This is a genomic window from Bacillus sp. cl96 (genome assembly GCF_900100505.1).
Classification (GTDB): domain Bacteria; phylum Bacillota; class Bacilli; order Bacillales; family Bacillaceae_G; genus Bacillus_A; species Bacillus_A cereus.
The window spans coordinates 164,884-186,615 of the sequence record NZ_FNDM01000002.1 but is presented as its reverse complement, the minus strand read 5'-3'; the positions used below and the strand labels follow the sequence as shown (position 1 = coordinate 186,615).

The window sequence follows — 21,732 nt, the reverse complement described above, 5'->3', positions numbered from 1 at the left end:
AAAACACCTCGTCTATTGTAGTTTAGACGAGGTACTATTTTATTTATACAAGCTCCAAAACAAAAATAGATATTATATAAAGCTATTATTGTTTTTTTGGCTTCTCTAAAAATTTCGTAAGAAGCGATTTAAATTCAGTTTCATTCACTCCAGTGTTTTTAGCAACTTCAATTACAGTAGTTGTTACATTAGCCGCTACTTTTAAATAGTCCTTACTGAAATTATCCATTTCATTTCTTTTTTCTTTTGCATTCTCAACTGTTACAGAATCAATACAAGTAATCATCTTATCTACAATATGTAAATAATTATTTTGTGCATCTATTATTTTTTGAACGTCATCTTTATTACTTACTTTCGATTGTTTTAAATATGTATATGCTTGATTCACTTCATCTTTTAAAATTTTATCATTATTTTTCGCCTGTTCTTGTAACATATTCTTCATATCATCTATTGTTTTTTGATCCATCGAATCTCGCAATAAATAATCTGGATTCCCAATCGCATAATCGTACTTAATCGTTACATCTTGAAATATTTTCATCACAATAGCTAATTGATACGCTACATCAAAATCATTGAATTCCTTTTTATCTTGTGGATTTGCTAAGGCTTTTGAACTCTCAGTTTCTTTTGAACTCTCAGTTGCTTTAATATCCTGTTTTTCTTCTTGCTTCACTTTTTCTCCCTTTGATGATGTAGTTTCCTCTTTCGTTCCGCAGGCAGCAAGTCCTAATATAGAGATACTACAAACCAATCCTGTAAAGATTTTATGTTTCATAATTAGCCCCTTTTCCCTTTTGAAACCTATATTCTCCAATTATGATATCAAAGTTTAAAATGTTTTTTTGACATTTTTTGTCGAATCACTCCCAGGTTTACACAATTTTTTCTATTCTACAGATAAAGTGAAACTTTAATTAGCCCTCACCAAGCGGGCGTTTACGAGCAGTCCGACGCCCACCTAACTTCTTTACTTCCGCTGAAGTTTGAGATAGTGGTCTTACTGCCTGGCAAATAGCGGGATAAAAAAAAAGATTCTCCCGATAGGAGAATCTTTTTTTTTATTTTACAGAGACAATCTCTACTTGCATTTCTCCGCCTGGTGTTTGGATTGTTACTTTCTCACCAATTTGCTTACCTAATAAGCTTTTTGCGATTGGAGAATCGTTAGAAATTCTTCCTTCGAATGGATCAGCTTCCGCGCTACCTACGATTGTATACGCTTCTTCATCTCCGTTTGGTAATTCTTTAAATGTTACTGTTTTACCTAATGTAACAACAGTAGATACTTCGCCATTATCTTTAATGATAACTGCGTTACGAATCATATTTTCTAATTGTGTAATACGTCCTTCTACGAACGCTTGCTCATCTTTCGCTGCATCGTACTCAGAGTTCTCAGAAAGGTCCCCGAAGCTACGTGCGATTTTAATACGTTCTACTACTTCTTTACGTCTTACTGTTTTTAATTGCTCAAGTTCGTTCTCTAGTTTTTGCTTACCCTCTTGCGTCATAGGGTATGTTTTTTCTGTTGACATATTTTCCACTCCTTTTATATACCAATCCCCCGAAAAAAAGAGGAGTTCCATATGAAAACTCCTCCGCTTCCATTGTTAGCGGAGGTTTCTAGTACCCTTGCACTAGCGGAGTTGTCACATACAACCCCGTATTTCCAATTCTTCTTTATATAAAGAAGATATGTATGGAAAGTTGATATAAATATGCCCTCACCTATATATAGATGAGGTTGCATGTTTCATTGTATTCGATAGGAAGGGAAAAAATCCCTTCCTACCGTATATCTTTTACTATGCTATTACAAATTTACTTTTTGTTCAAGAATTGTTGCAATTTTTGTCACCATAATATCAATTGCAACGTGGTTTTGTCCACCTTCAGGGATAATAATATCCGCAAATTTCTTAGAAGGCTCAATAAATTGATTGTGCATTGGACGTACAACATTTACGTACTGATCAATAACTGAATCCATCGTACGACCGCGCTCTTTAATATCACGCTGCATGCGACGCAGAATACGAAGGTCAGCATCCGTATCAACGAATAATTTAATGTCCATTAACTCGCAAAGACGTGGGTCTTCTAAAATAAGAATTCCTTCTAAAATAATTACATCTTTCGGCTCAACTGGAATAATTTCTTCTGAACGCGTATGCAATGTATAGTCATATACAGGCTTATCAATTTGCTCATATGCAAGCAACTGCTGCAAATGTTCAATTAACAGATCATTATCAAACGCAAGCGGATGATCATAATTTGTTTTTAAACGCTCTTCCATTGGTAAATGGCTTTGATCTTTGTAATAATAATCTTGCTCTAAGATTAAAATAGAATGACCTTTAAAATGGTCAAAAATCGCTTTCGTTACACTCGTTTTACCTGATCCCGAACCACCAGCAATTCCAATTACAACAGGCTTATTCGTCCCCATTCGACTATCACTCTTTCTTATTGAAGTATGCTTTTGCGCATCATATTATTCACATACACTCGTTGATCCACTTTGAATTTCACGATTTGCAACGGATGTCTCGCTGCATCTAATTCGTTTCCATCCTCATCCCAAATTTTCTCCACCGTTTGCGTAAAGTTTTCTATTTCTGGTCCAAAGAACTCCACTTCATGTCCTGGTTTGAAATGATTACGTTGCTCAATCGTTACGATGCCCGTTTCTTCATTATAATCTAACACTAAACCAGCAAAATCATACGTTGTTTTCTTACTATGATTTCCAAACATTTGCTCTTGATGTCCTGGAACCCCTTCAAAGAATGCAGGAGCTGTATCACGATTTGCACATTTATCAAGCTCATCTAACCATTCTTGTTTAAACTCAAAGTTATCTGGATCCGCACAATAAGCATCAATTACTTTACGATATACAGTTGCTACAGTCGCTACGTAATGGATTGATTTCATACGTCCTTCTACCTTTAAGCTATCGATTCCGATTTCAATCATTTTCGGAATTGATAAAATTAAATTTAAATCTTTTGGACTCATCGCAAAGTGAGCATCTCCTTCTTGGAATAGAGGAAGCTCTTTTGCATCTTTATGTTGTGATACTGTTTGAACTAAATCATAATCCCAGCGGCAAGATTGGCAACAACCACCACGATTAGAATCACGCGCTGTCATATGGTTACTTAATGTGCATCTTCCTGAATATGCGATACACATTGCACCATGTACGAATGCTTCAATTTCAATATCCACTTTTTCTTTAATTTCTTTCATTTCTTCATAGCTTGCTTCACGAGCTAATACAAGACGATGTAAACCTTCTTCTTTCCAATACTGTGCTGCTTTCCAGTTGGATAGTGATTGCTGTGTGCTTAAATGCACCTCAACAGAAGGCGCTACGCGTTTACAAGTCTCAATGATAAGCGGATCAGCAACGATAATTCCCGTTACGCCAGCTTTTTCAATCCCTTTTAAATATTCCTCTAGCCCGTCCATATTTTCATTATGTGCAAAGATATTTGTTGTTACGTATATTTTTGCTCCATACTTCTTTGCAAACTCAACGCCTTCTGCCATTTCTTCTAGCGTAAAGTTACCTGCATTCGAACGAAGACCAAATTCTTGTCCACCTAAATATACAGCATCTGCCCCGTAATGGATAGCTACTTTTAATTTTTCTAAGTTACCCGCAGGGATTAACAGTTCAGGTTTCTTCACAATAACACGTTTGCCATCGATCACTCGTGAAATTTCTTGTACAGTCATTTCCTACACCCTCCTCGTTTAATAAACCGTTTCTTTAAAGAAGAATCCTGTATCTAACGGACGATTTACTGGTTGCATTTCTTCTATTTCTTTATATAGATCATCTTTCACGTCATAATATGCATCACGATCTTCTACGCATAAATCAATCCCTTGACGATATTTCTTCGTTACTTCAATAATGTATTCAGAGCTTTTTAGTACACCGTCGATTTTTAAGCTATCAACTTCAGCTTCGATTAGTTCCTCTAATTCATCGATGAAACAAATATCGTTCGGACTCATAATGTGAGTACCATTTTCATCTTCATAAATTGGATATTTATTGTTACGCTCTGGGTCATATAAGAACATATTCTCTTCATATTTTTTCTTTTCAATGTCAAGATTACGTCCTTGATACTCAAAGTAGTTTCCTACTAATGAACGCTTCGATTGGAACATACAAGTCATACCGTGAATTTGTACTTCTAGTTCCACTTCAGCATTTTCTTTTAAATCAACAATTTCATCTAAGCTCAGCTCACGAGCTAATACAGCGCGCTTCGCTCCTCTTTGTCCCCAGTAGTTACAAGTGAACCAGTTTGTTGCTGTCGTTTCTGTATTCCAGTGCAACTGCATATTTGGTGCTACTTCGCGAACAGCCATTAATACCGCTGGATCTCCGAAAACAATTGCATCTACATTTACTTCGTTTAAAAATGAAACGTAATCTGTTAATTCTTCTACTTTATCGTTGTGGAACATAGCGTTCATGGCTACGTATACTTTCACACCATTTTCATGTGCAATCTTCACAGTTTGTTTTACATCTTCACGTGAAAACTCCCCTGCTAAACGTAAACCAAACTTTTGCTCACCGATCATTACCGCATCTGCTCCTGCTTTCGCAAGAGGTTCGATATCCGCCACCGCTCTTGGCGTTACTAACAATTCAGGTTTCTTCATACCTTGGTCACCCTCTCTTTTTACTAACAGCTACTCCATCACCAATTGGGAAAATCGTTGTATCATATCCTTCATGATTCATAAGCCACTCATTGTACGTCTTAATACGACGGATTAAACCACGTGTACGTCTGTTTTCAATTTTCTCTTTTGTCGTTACAAGACCGTGGTACATAACATTATCTGAAATAATTACTCCACCAGGATTTAATAACGGTTCATATAAGTCAAAAAAGCGACGATACTGTCCTTTTGCTGCATCAATAAAAATAACGTCAAATGTCCCGTGTTCTTTTACTTGTTCACCTGTCTCTAACGCATCACCGTAAATAACTGAAATACGATCTGTTACTGGGGAACGTTCTATATATTCAAGTGCTTTTTCATATCGCTCACGATTGCGCTCAACTGTCACAATACGTGAATTTGGAATAGCTTGCATCATACGAATACTAGAATAACCGATTGCTGTTCCAAGTTCTAAAATGCTTTTCGGTCCAATTAAACGTAAAAATTGCAGCATAAATTCCATTCCCAGTCGATCCATAATCGGCACATGATTTTCTGTTGCATATTCTTCCATTTCAAGAATTAATTTATCTTTCGGATCAATAAATGATAATAGGTACTCGTTAACTGCATCCTCCATAAATGGTCCTCCTTATTTACATGGAGAAGTGCCTCTATGACGTCTTTTCACACATAGAATGCAATAAAAATACAAGCCAGCTTTACCCTTAGCTTGTACGTCCCGTTTTGATATTAAAAACGATTCTTCTGCCAGTTTTTAACCCGATATATTTTACCACAAAAAAGAGGGATGTGCGACTTTTTTCGCTATCCCTCCCCATTTCACTGTTTTTTCGTAATGTATTTTTGCTTTAATGCATTATGCTCTTCTAATGTTTTCGCATAATACACTTCACCACTTGGTGCAGCTAAGAAATAATAATAATCTGTTTGCGCAGGTTCTAACGCAGCTTCCACTGAATGTTTACCAGAGTTTGCGATCGGCCCTACCGGCAATCCTTTTACAACATACGTATTATACGGTGAGTTGACCTTTAAATCTTCGTATAATACACGTTGTTTATGCTTTCCAAGTGCATATAATACCGTTGGATCCGTTTGAAGTGGCATACCTTTTGTTAAACGATTATAAAAGACACTAGAGATCTTTTGACGATCTGTAAAACCAGTTGCCTCTTCTTCAATAAGTGAAGATAATGTTAAAAGCTGATGAACATCCCAATTCTTCGCTTTCATTTTCGCCTCATTTTGAACAATGATTGCATTTGTTTTCTCAAGCATTGGAATTACAATTTCTTCTAACGTCGTATCTTTCTTATAAAACGAATACGTTGCAGGATATAAATAACCTTCTAATGGGTATTTAATATTACTATCAAAGATTTTATCTGTTAATAACTTCGGATACTTTTGCTGCATTTTTTGAATAAATGCTTTATCGTTTAATTGACGCGTAACATCATCTTTATTCCACTTTAGTTCTGTCGCAATCGTTTCTGCAATTTCAGTTACTTGCGCCCCTTCTTTAATCGTCACTTTATAAAGAGCTGGACGATGCACGTTGCCAGATGACATTTGTTCGATCACATCTTCAGCATTCATTGAAGGATTTAATAAATATGTACCTGCTTGTAAACTTTTCGATTTAGCCTTTGTATAAAAACTAAAAACTGTACCGTTTTTTACAGCGCCTTTTTCTTCTAAAATTTCTCCAATTTTACTTGTAGATGATCCTTTCGGAATTTCTACTTCAATCTCTTTTTTATTCCCGCTATCAACTGGTCCTAATGCGGATGAAATATACGCATAGACTGAACCACAAACTAAAAGCAGTGCAATAATCGAAAATAAAAAGATGCGTCTACGCTTCTTTTTCACTTGATTCTCTATCAAAACATTTCCTCCTTACTTAATTGTAGACCGTATGTACACCTTTCTATACAGCACGATGTAAAAACGCAACAAATTCACTTATCTTTTTTAATTGATACTTTATTTTTCTACAATCCGTCTCATTATACTACAAAGACTTACACAGTTTCGACAAAAAATCTTTCATTTTACATATAAATACAAAAAAAGATGGACTGTATGTCGTCCATCTTTTCAGTACTTATTATTCAGCTTCTTGCTCATCAGCAATAGTGTTAAACGTTTCTTGTACCATTTCCCACTCTTCTTCTGATTCGATTGGAAGTAAAACTCCGCCCTCTTCTTCATTTTGCTCATAAGCCATTGCATCATAAATTGGGTCTCCATCTTCATCTACTTCACCGATTGGAGAGAAGATTACGTATGATTTTTTACCAAATTTGTCAGCATCAAAAGTGAAAATAATTTCACATAAATGTTCGTTACCTTTTTCGTCTACAATTGTAATTTGACGTTCTTCCATTTTGGTCACCTCTTATTTTCTATCTAAAAATCCTTGTAAGATTACGACTGCAGCCATCTTATCGATTACTTGTTTTCGCTTCTTACGACTTACATCAGCTGAAATGAGTAGACGTTCCGCTGCCATTGTTGACAAACGCTCGTCCCACATTACAACGTCTAATTGTAACAGCTCTCGTAGGTTTTCTGCAAATTGTTGGCACGCTTCACCACGTGGGCCAATTGTACCATTCATATTTTTAGGTAAACCTACTACTATTTTGTCCACATTGTACTGCTTTACTAACTCAGAAATACGATCAAAACCAAAGTGACCTCGTTCTTCGTTAATCTTAATTGTTTCTAATCCTTGTGCTGTCCAGCCCATCTCGTCGCTAATTGCAACTCCGACTGTTTTTGTACCTACATCTAAACCTAATATCCGCATAAACTACTCCTCACGATGATGTTTCAAGTAAGACTTCACAAGCTCTTCAATTAACTCATCACGTTCAAGCTTGCGAATGATGCTACGTGCATCTTTATGGCGAGGTATGTATGCTGGGTCTCCACTTAATAAATAACCGACGATTTGGTTAATCGGATTATAGCCTTTTTCTTGAAGTGCATCATACACAGTTAAAAGTACATCATTTACATGGACACTCTGTTTTTCATCTTGAATGCTAAACTTCATTGTTTTATCAAAACCGTCCATTTCAAGCACCTCACTTATATAGTAAGTATAGGGAGAAGAACTTCTCCTCTCCCTACCATTGTACACTACTATCTCTTTATTTTGAAACAGATTTAACGTACTCTTGTACAAATGCTAAAGCTTCTTCGACTTGAGCTGGGTTTTTACCGCCTGCTTGTGCCATATCAGGACGGCCACCACCGCCACCGCCGCAACGAGAAGCTACTTCTTTCACAAGTTTACCAGCATGGTAACCTTGGGTAATTAAGTCTTTCGTTACACCTGCTAGGATGTTTACTTTATCGTCATTAACAGACGCTAATACAACAACTGCTGACTCTAATTTATTTTTCAGATCATCCATCATCGTACGTAAGTTGTTCATATCTGCAACATTTACTTTCGCTGCCAATACATTCACACCATCAACTGTCATTACAGAATCAGTTAAGTTTCCAGCTTCGATATTGCTTAATTTCGCAGCAAGAGATTCATTTTCTTTTTGCAGTTGTTTCACTTCAGCAAATAGACCATCAACTCTTGTTAAAATATCTTTCGGATTTGTTTTCATTTTTCCTGCTGCTTCTTTTAATAAACCTACTTGATCGTTCATTAATTCGTATGCAGACTTACCAGTTACTGCTTCAATACGACGAGTTCCTGCACCAATACCAGACTCAGCAACGATTTTGAAAATACCGATAGAAGCTGTATTATCAACGTGACAACCACCACAAAGCTCTAAGCTGTAATCGCCAACTTGTACAACGCGTACAACATCTCCGTATTTTTCACCGAATAATGCCATTGCGCCCATTTCTTTCGCTTCTTCGATTGCTTTTTGAGAAATCTCAACATCAATACTTTCCCAAATTTTTTCGTTTACCATACGCTCAATTTTTTCTAATTCGTCAGCTTGTACTTGACCGAAGTGAGAGAAGTCAAAACGTAGACGTTCAGAAGTTACAAGAGAACCTGCTTGGTTAACGTGTGTTCCAAGTACGTCTTTTAATGCTTGGTGTAGTAAGTGAGTTGCTGTATGATTTTTTACAACGCTACTACGGTTTTTCGTATCGATAATAGCTTTTACAGCCGCATCTTTCGTTAATGTACCTTCTTCAACAACAACTTTATGCAAATTTTGGCCGTTTGGTGCTTTTTGTACGTCTTTTACAAGAACTTTCACACCATCTGCAAGAAGGTAACCACGGTCTGCAATTTGTCCACCACTCTCAGCATAGAATGGTGTTACATCAAGAATTAACTGTCCTTCTTCACCAGCTTGTAAGCTGTCTGTGTATTCGCCGTTTTTCACAAGTGCAACAACGTTACTTTCTGTTGCAACTGTACCGTAACCAACGAATTCGCTCGCTACTTTAATTTCTCCAAGGACACCACCTTGAACTTGCATAGAATCAACGTCTTGACGAGCAGCACGTGCACGCTCACGTTGTTTTTCCATTTCATTTTCAAAACCTTCATGATCAACTGTCATGCCAGCTTCTTCTGCATATTCTTCTGTTAATTCAATTGGGAAACCGTATGTGTCATATAGACGGAACGCATCTACTCCAGAAATAACAGTTGTTTTTTCTTCTTTTGCTTTTGCAATTACTTCAGCTAAAATCGCTTCACCATCATGAAGTGTTTCATGGAAACGCTCTTCTTCGTTCTTCACAACTTTCGCAATGAAATCTTTCTTTTCAAGTACTTCTGGATAGAAGTCTTTCATTACTTCTCCAACAACCGGTACTAATTCAAACATAAATGGACGGTTGATGTTTAATTTCTTCGAATAACGAACAGCGCGGCGTAATAAACGACGTAATACATAACCACGGCCTTCGTTAGATGGAAGAGCACCGTCACCAACAGCGAATGTTACTGTACGGATATGGTCAGCAATTACTTTGAATGCCATATCTTTTTCTAAATCGCCATTACGATATTTTTCACCAGAAATTGTTTCTGTTGCACCAATCATCGGCATGAATAGGTCTGTATCAAAGTTCGTAGGTACATCTTGAACGATAGATGTCATACGCTCTAGACCCATCCCTGTATCAATGTTTTTCTTAGGAAGTGGTGTATATGAACCGTCTGGATTATGGTTAAATTGAGAGAATACAAGGTTCCATACTTCTAAGTAACGCTCGTTTTCTCCGCCTGGATATAATTCTGGGTCACTAAAGTCATTACCGTAAGCTTCTCCGCGGTCATAGAAAATCTCTGTATTCGGTCCACTTGGCCCTTCACCGATATCCCAGAAGTTTTCTTCTAAGCGGATAATACGCTCTTTTGGAACGCCCATTTTCTCATTCCAAATTGTGAATGCTTCTTCATCTTCTGGATGGATTGTAACTGATAGTAATTCTTTATCGAATCCGATCCATTTGTCGCTCGTTAAGAATTCCCAAGCCCATGTAATTGCTTCTTCTTTGAAGTAATCACCAATTGAGAAGTTTCCTAACATTTCAAAGAATGTATGGTGACGAGCTGTTTTCCCTACGTTTTCAATATCGTTTGTACGAATTGATTTTTGAGCATTTGTAATACGTGGATTTTGTGGGATTACACGTCCATCAAAATATTTTTTTAATGTAGCTACACCACTATTAATCCATAGAAGAGATGGATCTTCATGTGGAACTAGTGATGCACTAGGTTCTACTGCATGTCCTTTTTCTTGGAAAAAGTCTAAAAACATTTGACGAATTTGTGCGCCTGTTAGTTGTTTCATTGTATTTTCCTCCTTAAATATAAAAAACTCCCGTCCCTATAAAAGGGACGAGAGTTAACTCGCGATACCACCCTAATTATGAATTGATTACAATAACAATCAATTCATCACCTCATGGTGCCGTAACGTGGCAAGACGGCAGTGATTAGCTGCTCTCAGGATTAGCTTTCTGTTACCCTTCATTTAAAGCTTCTTTCAGCCATATGGAAGCTTCTCTCTATAAATGGACTGTAACGTACTTGTTCCGTCATTGATTTAATGTATTATATGACTAAATATAATAGAATTCTCTTAAGTTTGTCAATGTAGATAATCATTTATATTGTATTAATTGCTTATTAATCATAGGTATTCTACTATTCATTCTTAACAGCCTTTTCATATATTATGCGTTTATTAACAAATCGGAATCTCCTTATAAGAATGATTTATAAAAATTTCTAAATATTACTTTTTTTGCTATAATTAAATTATTGTTAATAAAATAAAGGAGCGATCACAATGACAACCTTACTTAGCAAAGCTAAAAACATATTAGCGACTGACGAAACGATATTATTTTACGCAGCATGTTCATTAGACATATTTATTTATCGTTCCGTCGCAAGGCCAGGATTGCTAATTTTAACGAGCAAAAGACTATTCTTTTATGGGCCAGATGTAAGTAAGAATCCAATATTTGAAGAGTACTCTTTCGCAAAAATTTCTAATCTAAAAGAACAAAAGCGTCTTTTCAACAATCAAATTATATTTATGTATGATAACGAAGGGAAAAAAATAAAACATATTCAAACAAATGATGTGAGCTCCCTCATTCAAAAAATACACGAGCAACTTTCTAAATAAATATATGATTAGCCCTCTATTTCTTACATAGAGGGCTTCTATACTTACACATCTTCTTTTTTCAAGAGCGGTCTCACATGAACAATGACAGTGCGAATAACTGCTAAAATCGGAACCGATATTAGCAATCCTACAATCCCAGCTACCTCTCCCCCAACTAGTAAGGCAAGCATAATAATAACGGGATGCATACGAAGTGACTTACCAACGATGTAAGGCGATAAAATGTTACTCTCCACAAATTGCAAAATCGCAATCGTGATCCCCGCCTTAATAAGTAAACTCGTTGATACTGTTGCTGCAATCATTAACGTCGGGATCGCTCCTAAAATAGGACCGAAGTATGGGATTATATCCGTTACCCCAATAATAATGCCAAGCAATAATGGATATTTCATACCGATAAACCAAAAAGAAAGAGCTGATACTCCCCCTAATACTAAACAAACAAATAACTGTCCTCGAATATAGCTTCCAAGTGACTTATCAATTTCTTTCGCAAGCATTTGCCCCGTACCTCGCCATTTACTTGGGACTAGCTTCCAAAAGATATGATAAAACTCACCATAATCTTTTAATATGTAAAATACAATGAACGGTATTAAGAAAATAATGAGCAATGAATCGAGTACACCACGAGCTGTACTCATCACTTTATTTAAAAGCGCTTGAATCTTCGTTTCCACACCCACAAAAAGTTGTTTCACCTTTTCATGAATGAACGAAGGGAAATTCGCTGTTTGTTCTGTAACGCCATCCATCCACGAATCGTACATCTTTGTAAACTGGGGAAATTGTTCATTAATCTCTTGTAACTGTTTAATAACGACTGGTGTTCCTTTATAAATCCCATAACCAATTCCGCCAAAGAAAAGGATATAAATGAGCAAAATGGCAAGTGTACGGGGCATCCCTTCCTTATGAATTTTTTCAATTAAAGGGTGCAATAAATAGGCAATAAAACACGCGATAAGAAACGGCGTGATTGCTACTTTAAATACAAAAATAATCGGTGCCCATAGCGGCTTAATTTTTAAAAAGACGAGCAGACAAAGAAAAACAAGTAACAATAATCCTAAACGATATATCCAAATGATTTTAAGATTCTTCACATGAAAAACCTCCTCCACCTTTATTTTGAAAATAAATGGGGTAGGTTATGTGCGAAACTTTTAAAATCTTTTCATACGGACCATACTGTTTTTTAAAGACGTACATATAAATAACATAACAAGGACAACCACCCCTGAGAATACAGCATGAATTAATATAATCAGGAGGGCTAATTATGGTTTTGTTTATGCTTGGATTATCAGCACTTTTTATGATTCTTGAATGGATTTGTATCGGGTTCGGTATTTGGAAGGGGTTCTTTATTCATTCCTCACGTAAAGAAAAAGCGAAGCAATTATGGCAGTATGGAATACTTGGCGTTGGCTGCTACGGTCTATCTTATCTTTTCTCAGAGATCGGACTTTTTTATTTGCATATGGGTGCATAAAAAAACTCCCTTGTCTACAAGGGAGTTTTTCAATTTATCGAAATGATTATAAGTAAGACTTAATCATCTTACGTGCTTTTTTCATATTGCGTTTTGAAAATACATCTTGTTTACGAGCATATTGATATGCTGCAGCTCCAACACCTAATGCGATTAATGAATTGCGTAGATTCAAAGTAAATCCCCCTTTTCGTTATCCGATCGTTCTTTCATTCTCATCAAATAAATCATCAAGAGAGCTTAATGAACCGTCTTCCTCAACTTGATGTGTATGGATTTTCCCCTTTGAAACCGATAATTCGATATAACAATTCCAGCAATAAAATTGGTTGACACCTATTTTTCCAATGTCTTTCCCTTTGCAATTTGGACAAATGAACATATGGCTTTCATCTCCTTACAGTCTCCCAGATTCTATTCGCCATTATGTCCAAACTGCATTCATTTATACATTACTGGAGCCTTTCAACGCTATGCGTTTGAAAGTTTCACTATATAATTTCACCTTGTTACATGAAATCATACGGTGAAATGTTTTCCACGTCCATTTCCTCGCCATTAACTGTGACCATCTGTACTTCTCCTTGTGATTCTTGCAAGCGACTAGCTAAAGTTGTTTGACGCATTGCATCATCAAGGCGATTTACACCAGATTGGAAAGCTGCTTCCTCCCCGCAAATAATAAGGAACTTCTTACTTCTTGTAATACCCGTGTAAATTAAATTACGACGTAACATACGGTTGTAACTTTTCACGATTGGCATAATAACAATCGGAAATTCACTACCTTGTGATTTATGAATGGAACAACAATATGCATGCGTAATTTGATTTAAATCGGGCTTCGTATACGTTACCTCAATTCCATCAAATGAAACGATAATCATATCTTGTTGCTCAACGTTTTCTTTTGCATAAAACACCGAAACAATTTCCCCAATATCACCATTAAACACTTGGCTCTCCGGCTGATTCACGAGTTGCAGTACTTTATCACCTCTTCGGTACACAACATCACCGTAAGCAATTTCTTTACTCTTTTCCCTCTTCGGATTAAATACTTGTTGCAGCGCTTCGTTTAATACATTAATACCAGCAGGCCCGCGGTACATCGGTGCTAATACTTGAACATCCCTTGCACTAAAGCCTTTTGTTTTAGCATTTTCGCAAACTTTTTTCACAACCTCAACAATTTGAGCCCCTGTACAGCTGATAAACGAACGATCTTTTTTGTTTTGCGCTAAATCTGGTGGTAGAGTTCCATTTTTTATCGCATGGGCAAGTTGAATCACTGATGAGCCTTCCGCTTGACGATAAATTTCAGTAAGCTTCACTGTCGGAACTGCGCCTGCATTTAATAAATCTTTTAATACTTGTCCAGGTCCTACAGATGGCAACTGATCTTCATCACCTACAACGATAACTTGAATATTCGTCGGCAACGACTTAAATAGCTGATTTGCAAGCCAAATATCAACCATTGAAAATTCATCGATAATAAGGAGCTTACCTTGGACAGGATCCGTTTCATTACGCTGGAAAGATCCTTCTGGCGTCCAACCAAGTAAACGGTGAATTGTGCAAGCTGGAAGTCCTGTCGATTCACTCATCCGCTTCGCTGCTCTTCCTGTTGGAGCTGTTAATAGTATTGGAAATGGATTATCATCACTGTATTCATTCGGATTTAACGATAATCCGTGAAGTGACGCATACATTTCAACAATCCCTTTAATAACTGTTGTTTTCCCTGTTCCTGGTCCACCTGTTAATAACATCATCGGTTTATGAAGTGCCGTTTGAATTGCTTCTTGCTGAAACGGTGCATATTGTACGTTCAGTTGTTCTTCAATTTCACCTAACGTTTTTAACACTTCCGCTTCTGGAAATGAAGGTGTTTCTTCTTGATTCATAAGCCTGCGAATAGACTTTACAACACCTTTTTCAGAGTAGAATAACGTCGCTAAATACACTCGTTCTTCTTCTATGATGACTTTCCCTTCACTTTGCATCGTTTCAATACAACCTATAATATCTTCCTCAGTCACTCTTCCTTCTTGATTGTTTAAAAGTGACATCGTTTCTCTTACAAGTTGATCTTTCCTCATATAAACATGACCAAGTTGTAATGAGACATTCTCTAATGTGTAAAAACATCCCGCTCGTACACGGTCGTCATGATTACCCGATATCCCTAACGCACGCCCTATATCATCCGCTCTTCCAAAACCAATCCCGTCCACTTCTTCAATAAGTTGATACGGATTATTACGAATCACTTCTAATGTCATCTCTTTATATTGCTGGTAAATCTTAATAGAAAGTTTCGTTCCAAAACCGTAGCCATTTAAAAAGCTCATTACTTTCTCTAATCCTTGATGTTCAACAATTGTCTCATATATTTCCTGAGCCTTTTGTTTATTAACAACACCATTTAATGCCTCAGGGTCATCCATAATTTTAGAAATAGCATGTTCTCCGAGATGGTCCACAATTTTTTCAGCTGTACGCTTTCCTATCCCTTTAAATAAATCACTCGCTAAATATTGCACCATACCTGCTTTTGTTTGCGGCAATTCTTTTTTAAATGTTTCAACCATATATTGTTTTCCATACTTTGGATGGTCCTTAAAATGACCAGTCAATGTAAACACTTCATCTTCATGCATGCGGGGAAAATGACCGTTTATCATTACTTTCTTTTCGTCATACGTTTCATTCGTTTCAATGACTTTCATACTGACAACGGAATAGAGGTTTTCTTCGTTGTGGAAAATGGTATGAAGAACTTGCGCTTTTATAAACTTTTTCTCTTCCTCAAACAAATCCATTGCATGTTGATTTCCCATCTTTCCTCTCCTTTCCGATATTTTCACTTTAATGAGCAGTACATCCCCCACCTTTTTAGATGAGGGATAACTACCCATTAAACTATATTTTTATCTTATTCAGCTTCTTGCTCTAATAAACGAACGCCATTACCCGCTAAAAAGTGATCTGGCTGAATTTCAGTTGCTTTCTTAAATAAAGCGAGAGCCTTCTCATTATTTTCCTCAAATACGTACGCAACACCTAAATTGTAATACGCATCTGCATGCTCTTCATCCATTTCTAATACCTTTTCAAAATAAGGTTTCGCCTCTTGAACATGTTCTAATCGCGCGAAGCAAAGTCCGCACTGGAATACAGCTTCTACATCGTTTTCATCTAATTCTGTTGCTCTTTGTAAGAATGGTAGTGCAAGACGATCATTTCCAAGCTGTACATGTGTGATACCTAACATAAATGTTACATCAGCTGATTGTAATCCAGCTTGCATTGCTTGTTCAAATACAGCTTTCGCCTCAGTAAATTGCTCTTGGCCATAATATACATTTCCTAAACCATAATAGGCAGCTGCAGATTTATCATCTAACTCTAGTGCGCGTTTATAAAATAAAATCGCTCGCTCGCTATCACCTAATACGTCTAATAAATTTGCAAAATTAATGTATCCAAGCGCATCTTTCGGATTTTCTTCGATTGCTTCTGTAAAATTTTTAGCTGCTTCTTCCCAGTTTCCTTCTTGCATATATTGAATACCTGTTTCAAGTTTGTTTGACATTTCCTTCACCTCTACAACAAATTATAACAAAGAATGTATTTTCCAAGCGAACGAAAATTCGCTTTATGTAAAAGAAACCTCTAACCGCTAATCGGCAGAGGCTTCTCGTTTATCCTAAATAATCCAATTTCTTACCACTACGGTATACTTCATCAATTGTAGCACCGCCTAAGCACTCATCTCCATCATAGAAAACGACTGCTTGTCCTGGTGTAATTGCACGAATTGGCTCATCACAAAGAATACGAACTGTATTTTCATCAACGATTTGAACCGTTACTTTATTGTCTTCTTGACGATAACGGAATTTCGCCGTGCACTTAAATTCTGTTTCTTTTTCTTTGTTACTTACCCATCCTACATTCGTAGCAATAACTTCATCACCATATAGAAGTTCGTTATGGAATCCTTGATCAACATATAAAATGTTTTCTTTTAGATTTTTCCCAACAGCAAACCATGGATCACCATTACCACCAATTCCAAGGCCATGACGTTGTCCAATTGTATAATACATTAAACCGTCATGCTTCCCTTTTACTTCACCAGATAATGTTTGCATTACACCTGGTTGTGCCGGTAAGTAGTTACTTAAGAAATCTTTAAAGTTACGCTCACCAATGAAGCAAATACCTGTACTATCTTTTTTCGCCGCTGTCGCTAAGCCAGCTTCTTTCGCCATTTCACGAATTTGCGGTTTCTTTAATTCACCTAACGGGAACATTGTTTTTGATAATTGCTCTTGGCTTAATTGATTTAAGAAATATGTTTGATCTTTATTGTCATCAACGCCGCGAAGCATTTTATATTCGCCGTCCATATAAGCAACGCGTGCATAATGGCCTGTTGCCACATAATCCGCACCAAGCGCAATTGCATGCTCTAAAAATGCTTTAAATTTAATTTCTTTATTACACATTACATCTGGGTTTGGTGTACGACCAGCTCGATACTCATCTAAGAAGTACGTAAATACTTTATCCCAGTATTGTTTTTCAAAGTTTACTGCATAATACGGAATACCAATTTGGTTACACACTTCAATTACATCATTGTAATCTTCTGTTGCTGTGCAGACACCATTCTCATCTGTATCATCCCAGTTTTTCATAAAAATTCCGATTACATCATAACCTTGCTCTTTTAATAAAAGTGCTGCTACAGATGAATCGACGCCACCGGACATTCCGATGACAACGCGTGTTTCGTGAGGTAGTTTGTTCATCATGTCACCTCCCATGCTAATTTTGTGTTAATCGCTTCACGATTTTCACTGTTTCGTACGCCGCTTTTTCAATTTGCTCTTTCGTATTTCCAAGTCCAAAACTAAAGCGTACGGATGAACGTATTTGATCGGAGTCTTTTCCAAACATCGCTACTAATACATGTGATGGATCAATCGAACCAGCTGTACAAGCAGAACCGCTTGATACTGCAATGCCAGCAAGGTCTAAGTTCACAAGAAATGGTTCAATGTTCATTCCTGTAAAACTTACATTAAGTACATGCGGTAAGCGATGTTCTAAGTTTCCGTTTACCTCGAAAGTAATGCCTTCATTTTTGAAGACAGATACCATTATATCTTTAAACTCTTCATATTGGGCATTTTTTTGCTCACGAGTTTTTTCAGCTATAAGAATTGCATGCTGAAGCCCAGCAATACTAGGCACATTTTCCGTACCAGCACGGCGTTTTCTTTCTTGCTCTCCGCCTATTAATAACGGTTCAAATTTCACATTTGCACCAGCGTATAAGAACCCTACACCTTTTGGCCCATTAATTTTATGAGCTGAAATTGATAATAAATCAATTCCAAACTCTTTCACATTAATTTCTACTAAACCGTAAGCTTGTACCGCATCTGTATGGAAATAAGCTTGATGATCTTTTAGCAACTTTCCTATTTCCACAATTGGTTGCATTGTCCCTACTTCATTATTCCCAAACATAACAGATACAAGAATCGTCTCTTCTGTTAATGCCTTTTGTATGTCAGAAACTTGAATAAGCCCTGTTTCATCGACAGGTAAATATGTCACTTCAAACCCTTCACGCTCTAACAATTCGCACGTATGCAAAATCGCATGATGTTCAATTTGCGTCGTTATTATGTGGTTACCTTTATGACGGTTCGCACGTGCTACACCGATAAGCGCTAAATTATCAGCTTCTGTACCACCGCTCGTAAATATAATTTCATTCGGATTCGCATGAATGCTGCGTGCACACACTCGTCTCGCCTCATCTACTGCATGGCGAGTTTGACGTCCATAAAAGTGAATACTAGACGGGTTCCCGAATATTTCTGTCATATATGGAATCATCTTTTCGACCACTTCTGGGTGAGTCGGAGATGTCGCAGCATGATCTAAGTAAATGCGTTCCATTAAATCTCCTTCTTTCCAAATCGTTTCACAAGGAATTAAATGTAAAACATATAGCCCCCGTGATTTTCTTCCTCATAACGTACTAAATCTTCTAACGTTGTACTATCTAACACTTCTTGCACCGCATCACGAACACGCATCCATAACTGGCGCTGTGCTGGCTCTTCTTCTTCTATCATTTCTACAACACTAATCGGTCCCTCTAATACACGGATTACATCCCCAGCTGTAATGTTAGCCGGTTGATCAGATAATACATATCCGCCGTATGCCCCGCGCGTACTCTTTACAAGACGAGCGTTACGAAGTGGTGAAATTAATTGCTCTAAGTAATGCTCGGATAAGTCATGCGCCTGCGCAATTGATTTTAATGAAATCGGACCTTCACCAAACTTTTTTGCAAGATCAATCATAATTGTTAAGCCATAGCGGCCTTTTGTTGAAATCTTCATCTATTTTGCACCTCTTTTCAAATTTTCACTTCTATTGGTTATATCTTATTTATAAAAAGAACACAATTTAAAATCCTATGAAATTATAGCATAATATAGTATTATAAGAAATTTCAACTTGTGTATCAAAATGATAACATAAAATCACATTGAAAAACTCGGAAATTATTACAATTGAAAGAAAAATGAAAATATTAATCTTCATTTTTCCCATAAAACAGCATCCTATTTCAAATTCCGTAGAAAAAAATGATACGATAGAACGAGATTATATATTAAGGGAGACGGTCCAAATGAAACAACCACTCGCACATCGAATGCGCCCTACAAATATTCAAGAAATTATTGGGCAACAACATTTAGTTGGTGAAGGAAAGATTTTATGGCGAATGGTCCAAGCCAATCATTTTCAATCTATGATTTTATACGGTCCTCCAGGTACAGGAAAAACATCCATTGCCAGTGCAATTGCAGGAAGTACCGGTACCCCGTTTCGTCTATTGAACGCTGTTACTCACAATAAAAAAGATATGGAAGTTGTCGTACAAGAAGCGAAGATGCATCGACATCTCGTTTTAATTTTAGATGAAGTTCACCGTCTAGATAAAGCAAAGCAAGACTTTCTATTACCTCACTTAGAAAGCGGACTTCTTACTTTAATTGGTGCTACGACAAGTAATCCATTCCATGCAATAAACTCCGCTATTCGAAGCAGGTGTCAAATTTTCGAATTACACGCACTAACAGAAGAAGATATTTTAATTGGGTTAAAAAGAGCTTTAGAAGATAAAGAAAAAGGGCTTGGAGAATATGCAGTAACGGTAACAGATGAAGCACTACATCACTTTGCAAACGCCTCTGGTGGTGATATGCGTTCCGCTTATAACGCACTTGAGCTTGCTGTATTATCTAGCTTTACTACAGACGATCAAGCGGCTGAAATCACACTCGAGATTGCAGAAGAATGCTTACAAAAGAAGAGCTTCGTCCACGACAAAGGCGGCGATGCTCATTATGATGTATTATCAGCATTTCAAAAATCAGTGCGCGGAAGTGATGTAAATGCAGCACTCCATTATTTAGCACGCCTTATTGAAGCAGGTGATTTACAAAGCATTGGCAGACGCCTTCTTATTATGGCTTATGAAGATATTGGACTTGCTAGCCCACAAGCTGGACCACGTACACTAGCTGCAATTGAATCAGCTGAACGAGTTGGATTCCCAGAAGCACGCATCCCACTTGCAAATGCCGTTATCGAGCTATGCTTATCACCAAAATCAAATTCAGCTTATAAAGCACTTGATGCTGCATTACACGATTTACGCAACGGTCAAACAGGTGACATTCCAAGCCATTTAAAAGATAGTCATTACAAAGGCGCAGAATCACTTGGAAGAGGCATTGGATATTTATATCCGCACGACCATCCAAACGGCTGGGTAAGGCAACAATACTTACCTGATAAAATAAAAAGCAAGCAATATTATAAACCGAAAACGACAGGAAAATTTGAGCAAGCACTTTCTACTGTTTATGAAAGATTACAAACTTCGAATAAAACGAAAAATAAAGGGTAACATAAACGAAAACGTCACCATTATGGAGGCTTCGCTTATGAAAACACGTCAAGATGCATGGACAAAAGAAGATGATCTCCTTTTAGCAGAAACTGTTTTACGACATATTCGCAGCGGAAGTACACAAATAAAAGCATTTGATGAAGTTGGCGATGCGTTGAACCGGACTTCAGCAGCTTGCGGCTTTAGATGGAATGCTGAAGTAAGACCGAATTACGAGGATGCGGTGCAGCTTGCAAAAAAACAACGTAAAGAATTAAAACGTTCTGAAGCTAATATAGAAAAAGATCGGTTCACGAAAACGAAACAACTCGTAATTGACGCCGATTTTTCAGAAGATATTACGCCAAGTAAACAAGATCTTACGATGCAAAATGTCATCTCATTTTTGCAAAACTTGGAGCATAATAACCCTTCACTCGCAAAGTTGCAAACGGAAAATGATGTATTACAAGCTCAGCTCACTTCTCTGCAAAAAACGAATCATGAACTTGAAACGAAATTAGCGGTACTCACAAAAAAACAACAAGCAATCGAAGAAGATTACGCGATGCTTGTTCGAATTATGGATCGTGCTCGAAAACTTGTTTCAGTCGAAGAGCAAGAAGAGCAAATTGCCCCAATTTTCAAAACTGATCAAAATGGGAATTTAGATATTATTTATTCTGCAGAGAATTAAAAACAGGGATGTCACTTTTTTAACTGAGTGACATCCCTGTTTGTTTTCGGTGAGCCATATATAGATATCGGTAAATGAAATTATATTAACGGTTTTTCGAATATATCTATCACAACTTGCAATATATCAACGATTTTTC

General features: G+C 37.0%; 23 protein-coding genes and 1 other annotated feature. Of the genes, 4 read left to right on the top strand and 19 right to left on the bottom strand.

What is annotated here, in order from left to right; genetic code table 11:
* Positions 1-85 precede the first annotated feature (85 nt).
* The 11 genes from BLT20_RS05285 to alaS all read right to left on the bottom strand — a co-directional run bounded on the left by BLT20_RS05285 (position 86) and on the right by alaS (position 10,547).
* Entirely contained in the window at positions 86-784 is a 699-nt protein-coding gene (locus BLT20_RS05285) for a hypothetical protein (protein WP_000680873.1), read from the bottom strand.
* A 283-nt stretch (positions 785-1,067) separates the two neighbouring features.
* Complete coding sequence (greA, locus tag BLT20_RS05280) at positions 1,068-1,544, bottom strand: transcription elongation factor GreA (protein WP_014894880.1); 477 nt, start codon at positions 1,542-1,544, stop codon at positions 1,068-1,070.
* A gap of 278 nt (positions 1,545-1,822) precedes the next feature.
* Positions 1,823-2,461: a uridine kinase gene (gene udk, locus BLT20_RS05275; RefSeq protein ID WP_000537078.1), complete on the bottom strand. Its 639-nt coding sequence runs from the start codon at positions 2,459-2,461 to the stop codon at positions 1,823-1,825.
* Between the two features lie 17 nt (positions 2,462-2,478).
* Positions 2,479-3,759, bottom strand: a complete 1,281-nt coding sequence (locus BLT20_RS05270) for a peptidase U32 family protein (protein WP_000217974.1) — start codon at positions 3,757-3,759, stop codon at positions 2,479-2,481.
* An 18-nt stretch (positions 3,760-3,777) separates the two neighbouring features.
* On the bottom strand, positions 3,778-4,707 hold the full coding sequence (locus BLT20_RS05265) for a peptidase U32 family protein (RefSeq protein WP_000742802.1): 930 nt from the start codon (positions 4,705-4,707) through the stop codon (positions 3,778-3,780).
* A gap of 7 nt (positions 4,708-4,714) precedes the next feature.
* The gene (locus BLT20_RS05260; RefSeq protein WP_000389102.1) at positions 4,715-5,356 is read right to left on the bottom strand and encodes an O-methyltransferase; all 642 of its coding nucleotides are present in this window, start codon (positions 5,354-5,356) and stop codon (positions 4,715-4,717) included.
* A 203-nt stretch (positions 5,357-5,559) separates the two neighbouring features.
* Positions 5,560-6,630 (bottom strand): endolytic transglycosylase MltG, encoded by a 1,071-nt coding sequence (gene mltG / locus BLT20_RS05255; protein WP_000572139.1) that lies wholly within the window; start codon positions 6,628-6,630, stop codon positions 5,560-5,562.
* 223 nt (positions 6,631-6,853) lie between these two features.
* Positions 6,854-7,132: a DUF1292 domain-containing protein gene (locus BLT20_RS05250; protein ID WP_000392730.1), complete on the bottom strand. Its 279-nt coding sequence runs from the start codon at positions 7,130-7,132 to the stop codon at positions 6,854-6,856.
* 12 nt (positions 7,133-7,144) lie between these two features.
* Complete coding sequence (gene ruvX / locus BLT20_RS05245) at positions 7,145-7,558, bottom strand: Holliday junction resolvase RuvX (RefSeq protein WP_001221192.1); 414 nt, start codon at positions 7,556-7,558, stop codon at positions 7,145-7,147.
* A 3-nt stretch (positions 7,559-7,561) separates the two neighbouring features.
* On the bottom strand, positions 7,562-7,828 hold the full coding sequence (locus BLT20_RS05240) for an IreB family regulatory phosphoprotein (RefSeq protein ID WP_000348590.1): 267 nt from the start codon (positions 7,826-7,828) through the stop codon (positions 7,562-7,564).
* Between the two features lie 76 nt (positions 7,829-7,904).
* Positions 7,905-10,547, bottom strand: coding sequence for an alanine--tRNA ligase (alaS, locus tag BLT20_RS05235; RefSeq protein ID WP_000811826.1), 2,643 nt, complete (start codon positions 10,545-10,547; stop codon positions 7,905-7,907).
* Between the two features lie 40 nt (positions 10,548-10,587).
* Positions 10,588-10,807, bottom strand: a binding site (T-box leader).
* 241 nt (positions 10,808-11,048) lie between these two features.
* On the opposite strand from alaS, the gene BLT20_RS05230 reads away from it, so the two are divergent.
* Positions 11,049-11,393: a PH domain-containing protein gene (locus BLT20_RS05230; protein ID WP_000209582.1), complete on the top strand. Its 345-nt coding sequence runs from the start codon at positions 11,049-11,051 to the stop codon at positions 11,391-11,393.
* A 44-nt stretch (positions 11,394-11,437) separates the two neighbouring features.
* Here the strand turns inward: BLT20_RS05230 and BLT20_RS05225 are convergent, their stop codons facing one another.
* Positions 11,438-12,505, bottom strand: a complete 1,068-nt coding sequence (locus BLT20_RS05225) for an AI-2E family transporter (RefSeq protein WP_000793128.1) — start codon at positions 12,503-12,505, stop codon at positions 11,438-11,440.
* A 176-nt stretch (positions 12,506-12,681) separates the two neighbouring features.
* Between BLT20_RS05225 and BLT20_RS05220 the strand changes: the two genes are divergently transcribed.
* A complete protein-coding gene (locus tag BLT20_RS05220; RefSeq protein WP_000242535.1) occupies positions 12,682-12,894 on the top strand; it encodes a hypothetical protein in 213 nt (70 codons plus the stop codon).
* A gap of 46 nt (positions 12,895-12,940) precedes the next feature.
* On the opposite strand, the gene BLT20_RS05215 is transcribed toward BLT20_RS05220, so the two are convergent.
* The 7 genes from BLT20_RS05215 to cymR all read right to left on the bottom strand — a co-directional run bounded on the left by BLT20_RS05215 (position 12,941) and on the right by cymR (position 19,334).
* Positions 12,941-13,069: a YrzQ family protein gene (locus BLT20_RS05215; protein WP_001053553.1), complete on the bottom strand. Its 129-nt coding sequence runs from the start codon at positions 13,067-13,069 to the stop codon at positions 12,941-12,943.
* 18 nt (positions 13,070-13,087) lie between these two features.
* Positions 13,088-13,276 (bottom strand): hypothetical protein, encoded by a 189-nt coding sequence (locus BLT20_RS05210; RefSeq protein ID WP_000469281.1) that lies wholly within the window; start codon positions 13,274-13,276, stop codon positions 13,088-13,090.
* 127 nt (positions 13,277-13,403) lie between these two features.
* The gene (locus BLT20_RS05205) at positions 13,404-15,740 is read right to left on the bottom strand and encodes an SF1B family DNA helicase RecD2 (protein WP_000528082.1); all 2,337 of its coding nucleotides are present in this window, start codon (positions 15,738-15,740) and stop codon (positions 13,404-13,406) included.
* A 95-nt stretch (positions 15,741-15,835) separates the two neighbouring features.
* Positions 15,836-16,495: a tetratricopeptide repeat protein gene (locus tag BLT20_RS05200; protein WP_000066409.1), complete on the bottom strand. Its 660-nt coding sequence runs from the start codon at positions 16,493-16,495 to the stop codon at positions 15,836-15,838.
* 109 nt (positions 16,496-16,604) lie between these two features.
* Positions 16,605-17,720 carry a tRNA 2-thiouridine(34) synthase MnmA gene (gene mnmA, locus BLT20_RS05195; RefSeq protein WP_001038010.1) on the bottom strand — a complete coding sequence of 372 codons (1,116 nt, stop codon included), beginning with the start codon at positions 17,718-17,720 and terminating at the stop codon, positions 16,605-16,607.
* Positions 17,721-17,736: 16 nt separating this feature from the next.
* Positions 17,737-18,882, bottom strand: a complete 1,146-nt coding sequence (locus BLT20_RS05190; protein WP_000439881.1) for a cysteine desulfurase family protein — start codon at positions 18,880-18,882, stop codon at positions 17,737-17,739.
* Between the two features lie 35 nt (positions 18,883-18,917).
* Positions 18,918-19,334 carry a cysteine metabolism transcriptional regulator CymR gene (gene cymR, locus BLT20_RS05185; protein ID WP_000704116.1) on the bottom strand — a complete coding sequence of 139 codons (417 nt, stop codon included), beginning with the start codon at positions 19,332-19,334 and terminating at the stop codon, positions 18,918-18,920.
* Between the two features lie 293 nt (positions 19,335-19,627).
* Between cymR and BLT20_RS05180 the strand changes: the two genes are divergently transcribed.
* The gene (locus BLT20_RS05180; RefSeq protein WP_000812943.1) at positions 19,628-20,914 is read left to right on the top strand and encodes a replication-associated recombination protein A; all 1,287 of its coding nucleotides are present in this window, start codon (positions 19,628-19,630) and stop codon (positions 20,912-20,914) included.
* 37 nt (positions 20,915-20,951) lie between these two features.
* Complete coding sequence (locus tag BLT20_RS05175) at positions 20,952-21,593, top strand: RsfA family transcriptional regulator (RefSeq protein WP_000857709.1); 642 nt, start codon at positions 20,952-20,954, stop codon at positions 21,591-21,593.
* The last annotated feature ends 139 nt before the right edge of the window (positions 21,594-21,732 follow it).

Coding starts and splice junctions, on each gene's coding strand:
- BLT20_RS05210 (WP_000469281.1), bottom strand. CDS start 13,276: ATGTTCATTTGTCCAAATTGCAAAGGGAAAGACATTGGAAAAATAGGT.
- BLT20_RS05175 (WP_000857709.1), top strand. CDS start 20,952: ATGAAAACACGTCAAGATGCATGGACAAAAGAAGATGATCTCCTTTTA.
- BLT20_RS05220 (WP_000242535.1), top strand. CDS start 12,682: ATGGTTTTGTTTATGCTTGGATTATCAGCACTTTTTATGATTCTTGAA.
- udk (WP_000537078.1), bottom strand. CDS start 2,461: ATGGGGACGAATAAGCCTGTTGTAATTGGAATTGCTGGTGGTTCGGGA.
- mnmA (WP_001038010.1), bottom strand. CDS start 17,720: ATGAACAAACTACCTCACGAAACACGCGTTGTCATCGGAATGTCCGGT.
- BLT20_RS05260 (WP_000389102.1), bottom strand. CDS start 5,356: ATGGAGGATGCAGTTAACGAGTACCTATTATCATTTATTGATCCGAAA.
- BLT20_RS05265 (WP_000742802.1), bottom strand. CDS start 4,707: ATGAAGAAACCTGAATTGTTAGTAACGCCAAGAGCGGTGGCGGATATC.
- greA (WP_014894880.1), bottom strand. CDS start 1,544: ATGTCAACAGAAAAAACATACCCTATGACGCAAGAGGGTAAGCAAAAA.
- BLT20_RS05180 (WP_000812943.1), top strand. CDS start 19,628: ATGAAACAACCACTCGCACATCGAATGCGCCCTACAAATATTCAAGAA.
- BLT20_RS05230 (WP_000209582.1), top strand. CDS start 11,049: ATGACAACCTTACTTAGCAAAGCTAAAAACATATTAGCGACTGACGAA.
- BLT20_RS05200 (WP_000066409.1), bottom strand. CDS start 16,495: ATGTCAAACAAACTTGAAACAGGTATTCAATATATGCAAGAAGGAAAC.
- BLT20_RS05240 (WP_000348590.1), bottom strand. CDS start 7,828: ATGGACGGTTTTGATAAAACAATGAAGTTTAGCATTCAAGATGAAAAA.
- ruvX (WP_001221192.1), bottom strand. CDS start 7,558: ATGCGGATATTAGGTTTAGATGTAGGTACAAAAACAGTCGGAGTTGCA.
- BLT20_RS05250 (WP_000392730.1), bottom strand. CDS start 7,132: ATGGAAGAACGTCAAATTACAATTGTAGACGAAAAAGGTAACGAACAT.
- cymR (WP_000704116.1), bottom strand. CDS start 19,334: ATGAAGATTTCAACAAAAGGCCGCTATGGCTTAACAATTATGATTGAT.
- BLT20_RS05190 (WP_000439881.1), bottom strand. CDS start 18,882: ATGGAACGCATTTACTTAGATCATGCTGCGACATCTCCGACTCACCCA.
- BLT20_RS05285 (WP_000680873.1), bottom strand. CDS start 784: ATGAAACATAAAATCTTTACAGGATTGGTTTGTAGTATCTCTATATTA.
- BLT20_RS05270 (WP_000217974.1), bottom strand. CDS start 3,759: ATGACTGTACAAGAAATTTCACGAGTGATCGATGGCAAACGTGTTATT.
- BLT20_RS05205 (WP_000528082.1), bottom strand. CDS start 15,740: ATGGGAAATCAACATGCAATGGATTTGTTTGAGGAAGAGAAAAAGTTT.
- alaS (WP_000811826.1), bottom strand. CDS start 10,547: ATGAAACAACTAACAGGCGCACAAATTCGTCAAATGTTTTTAGACTTT.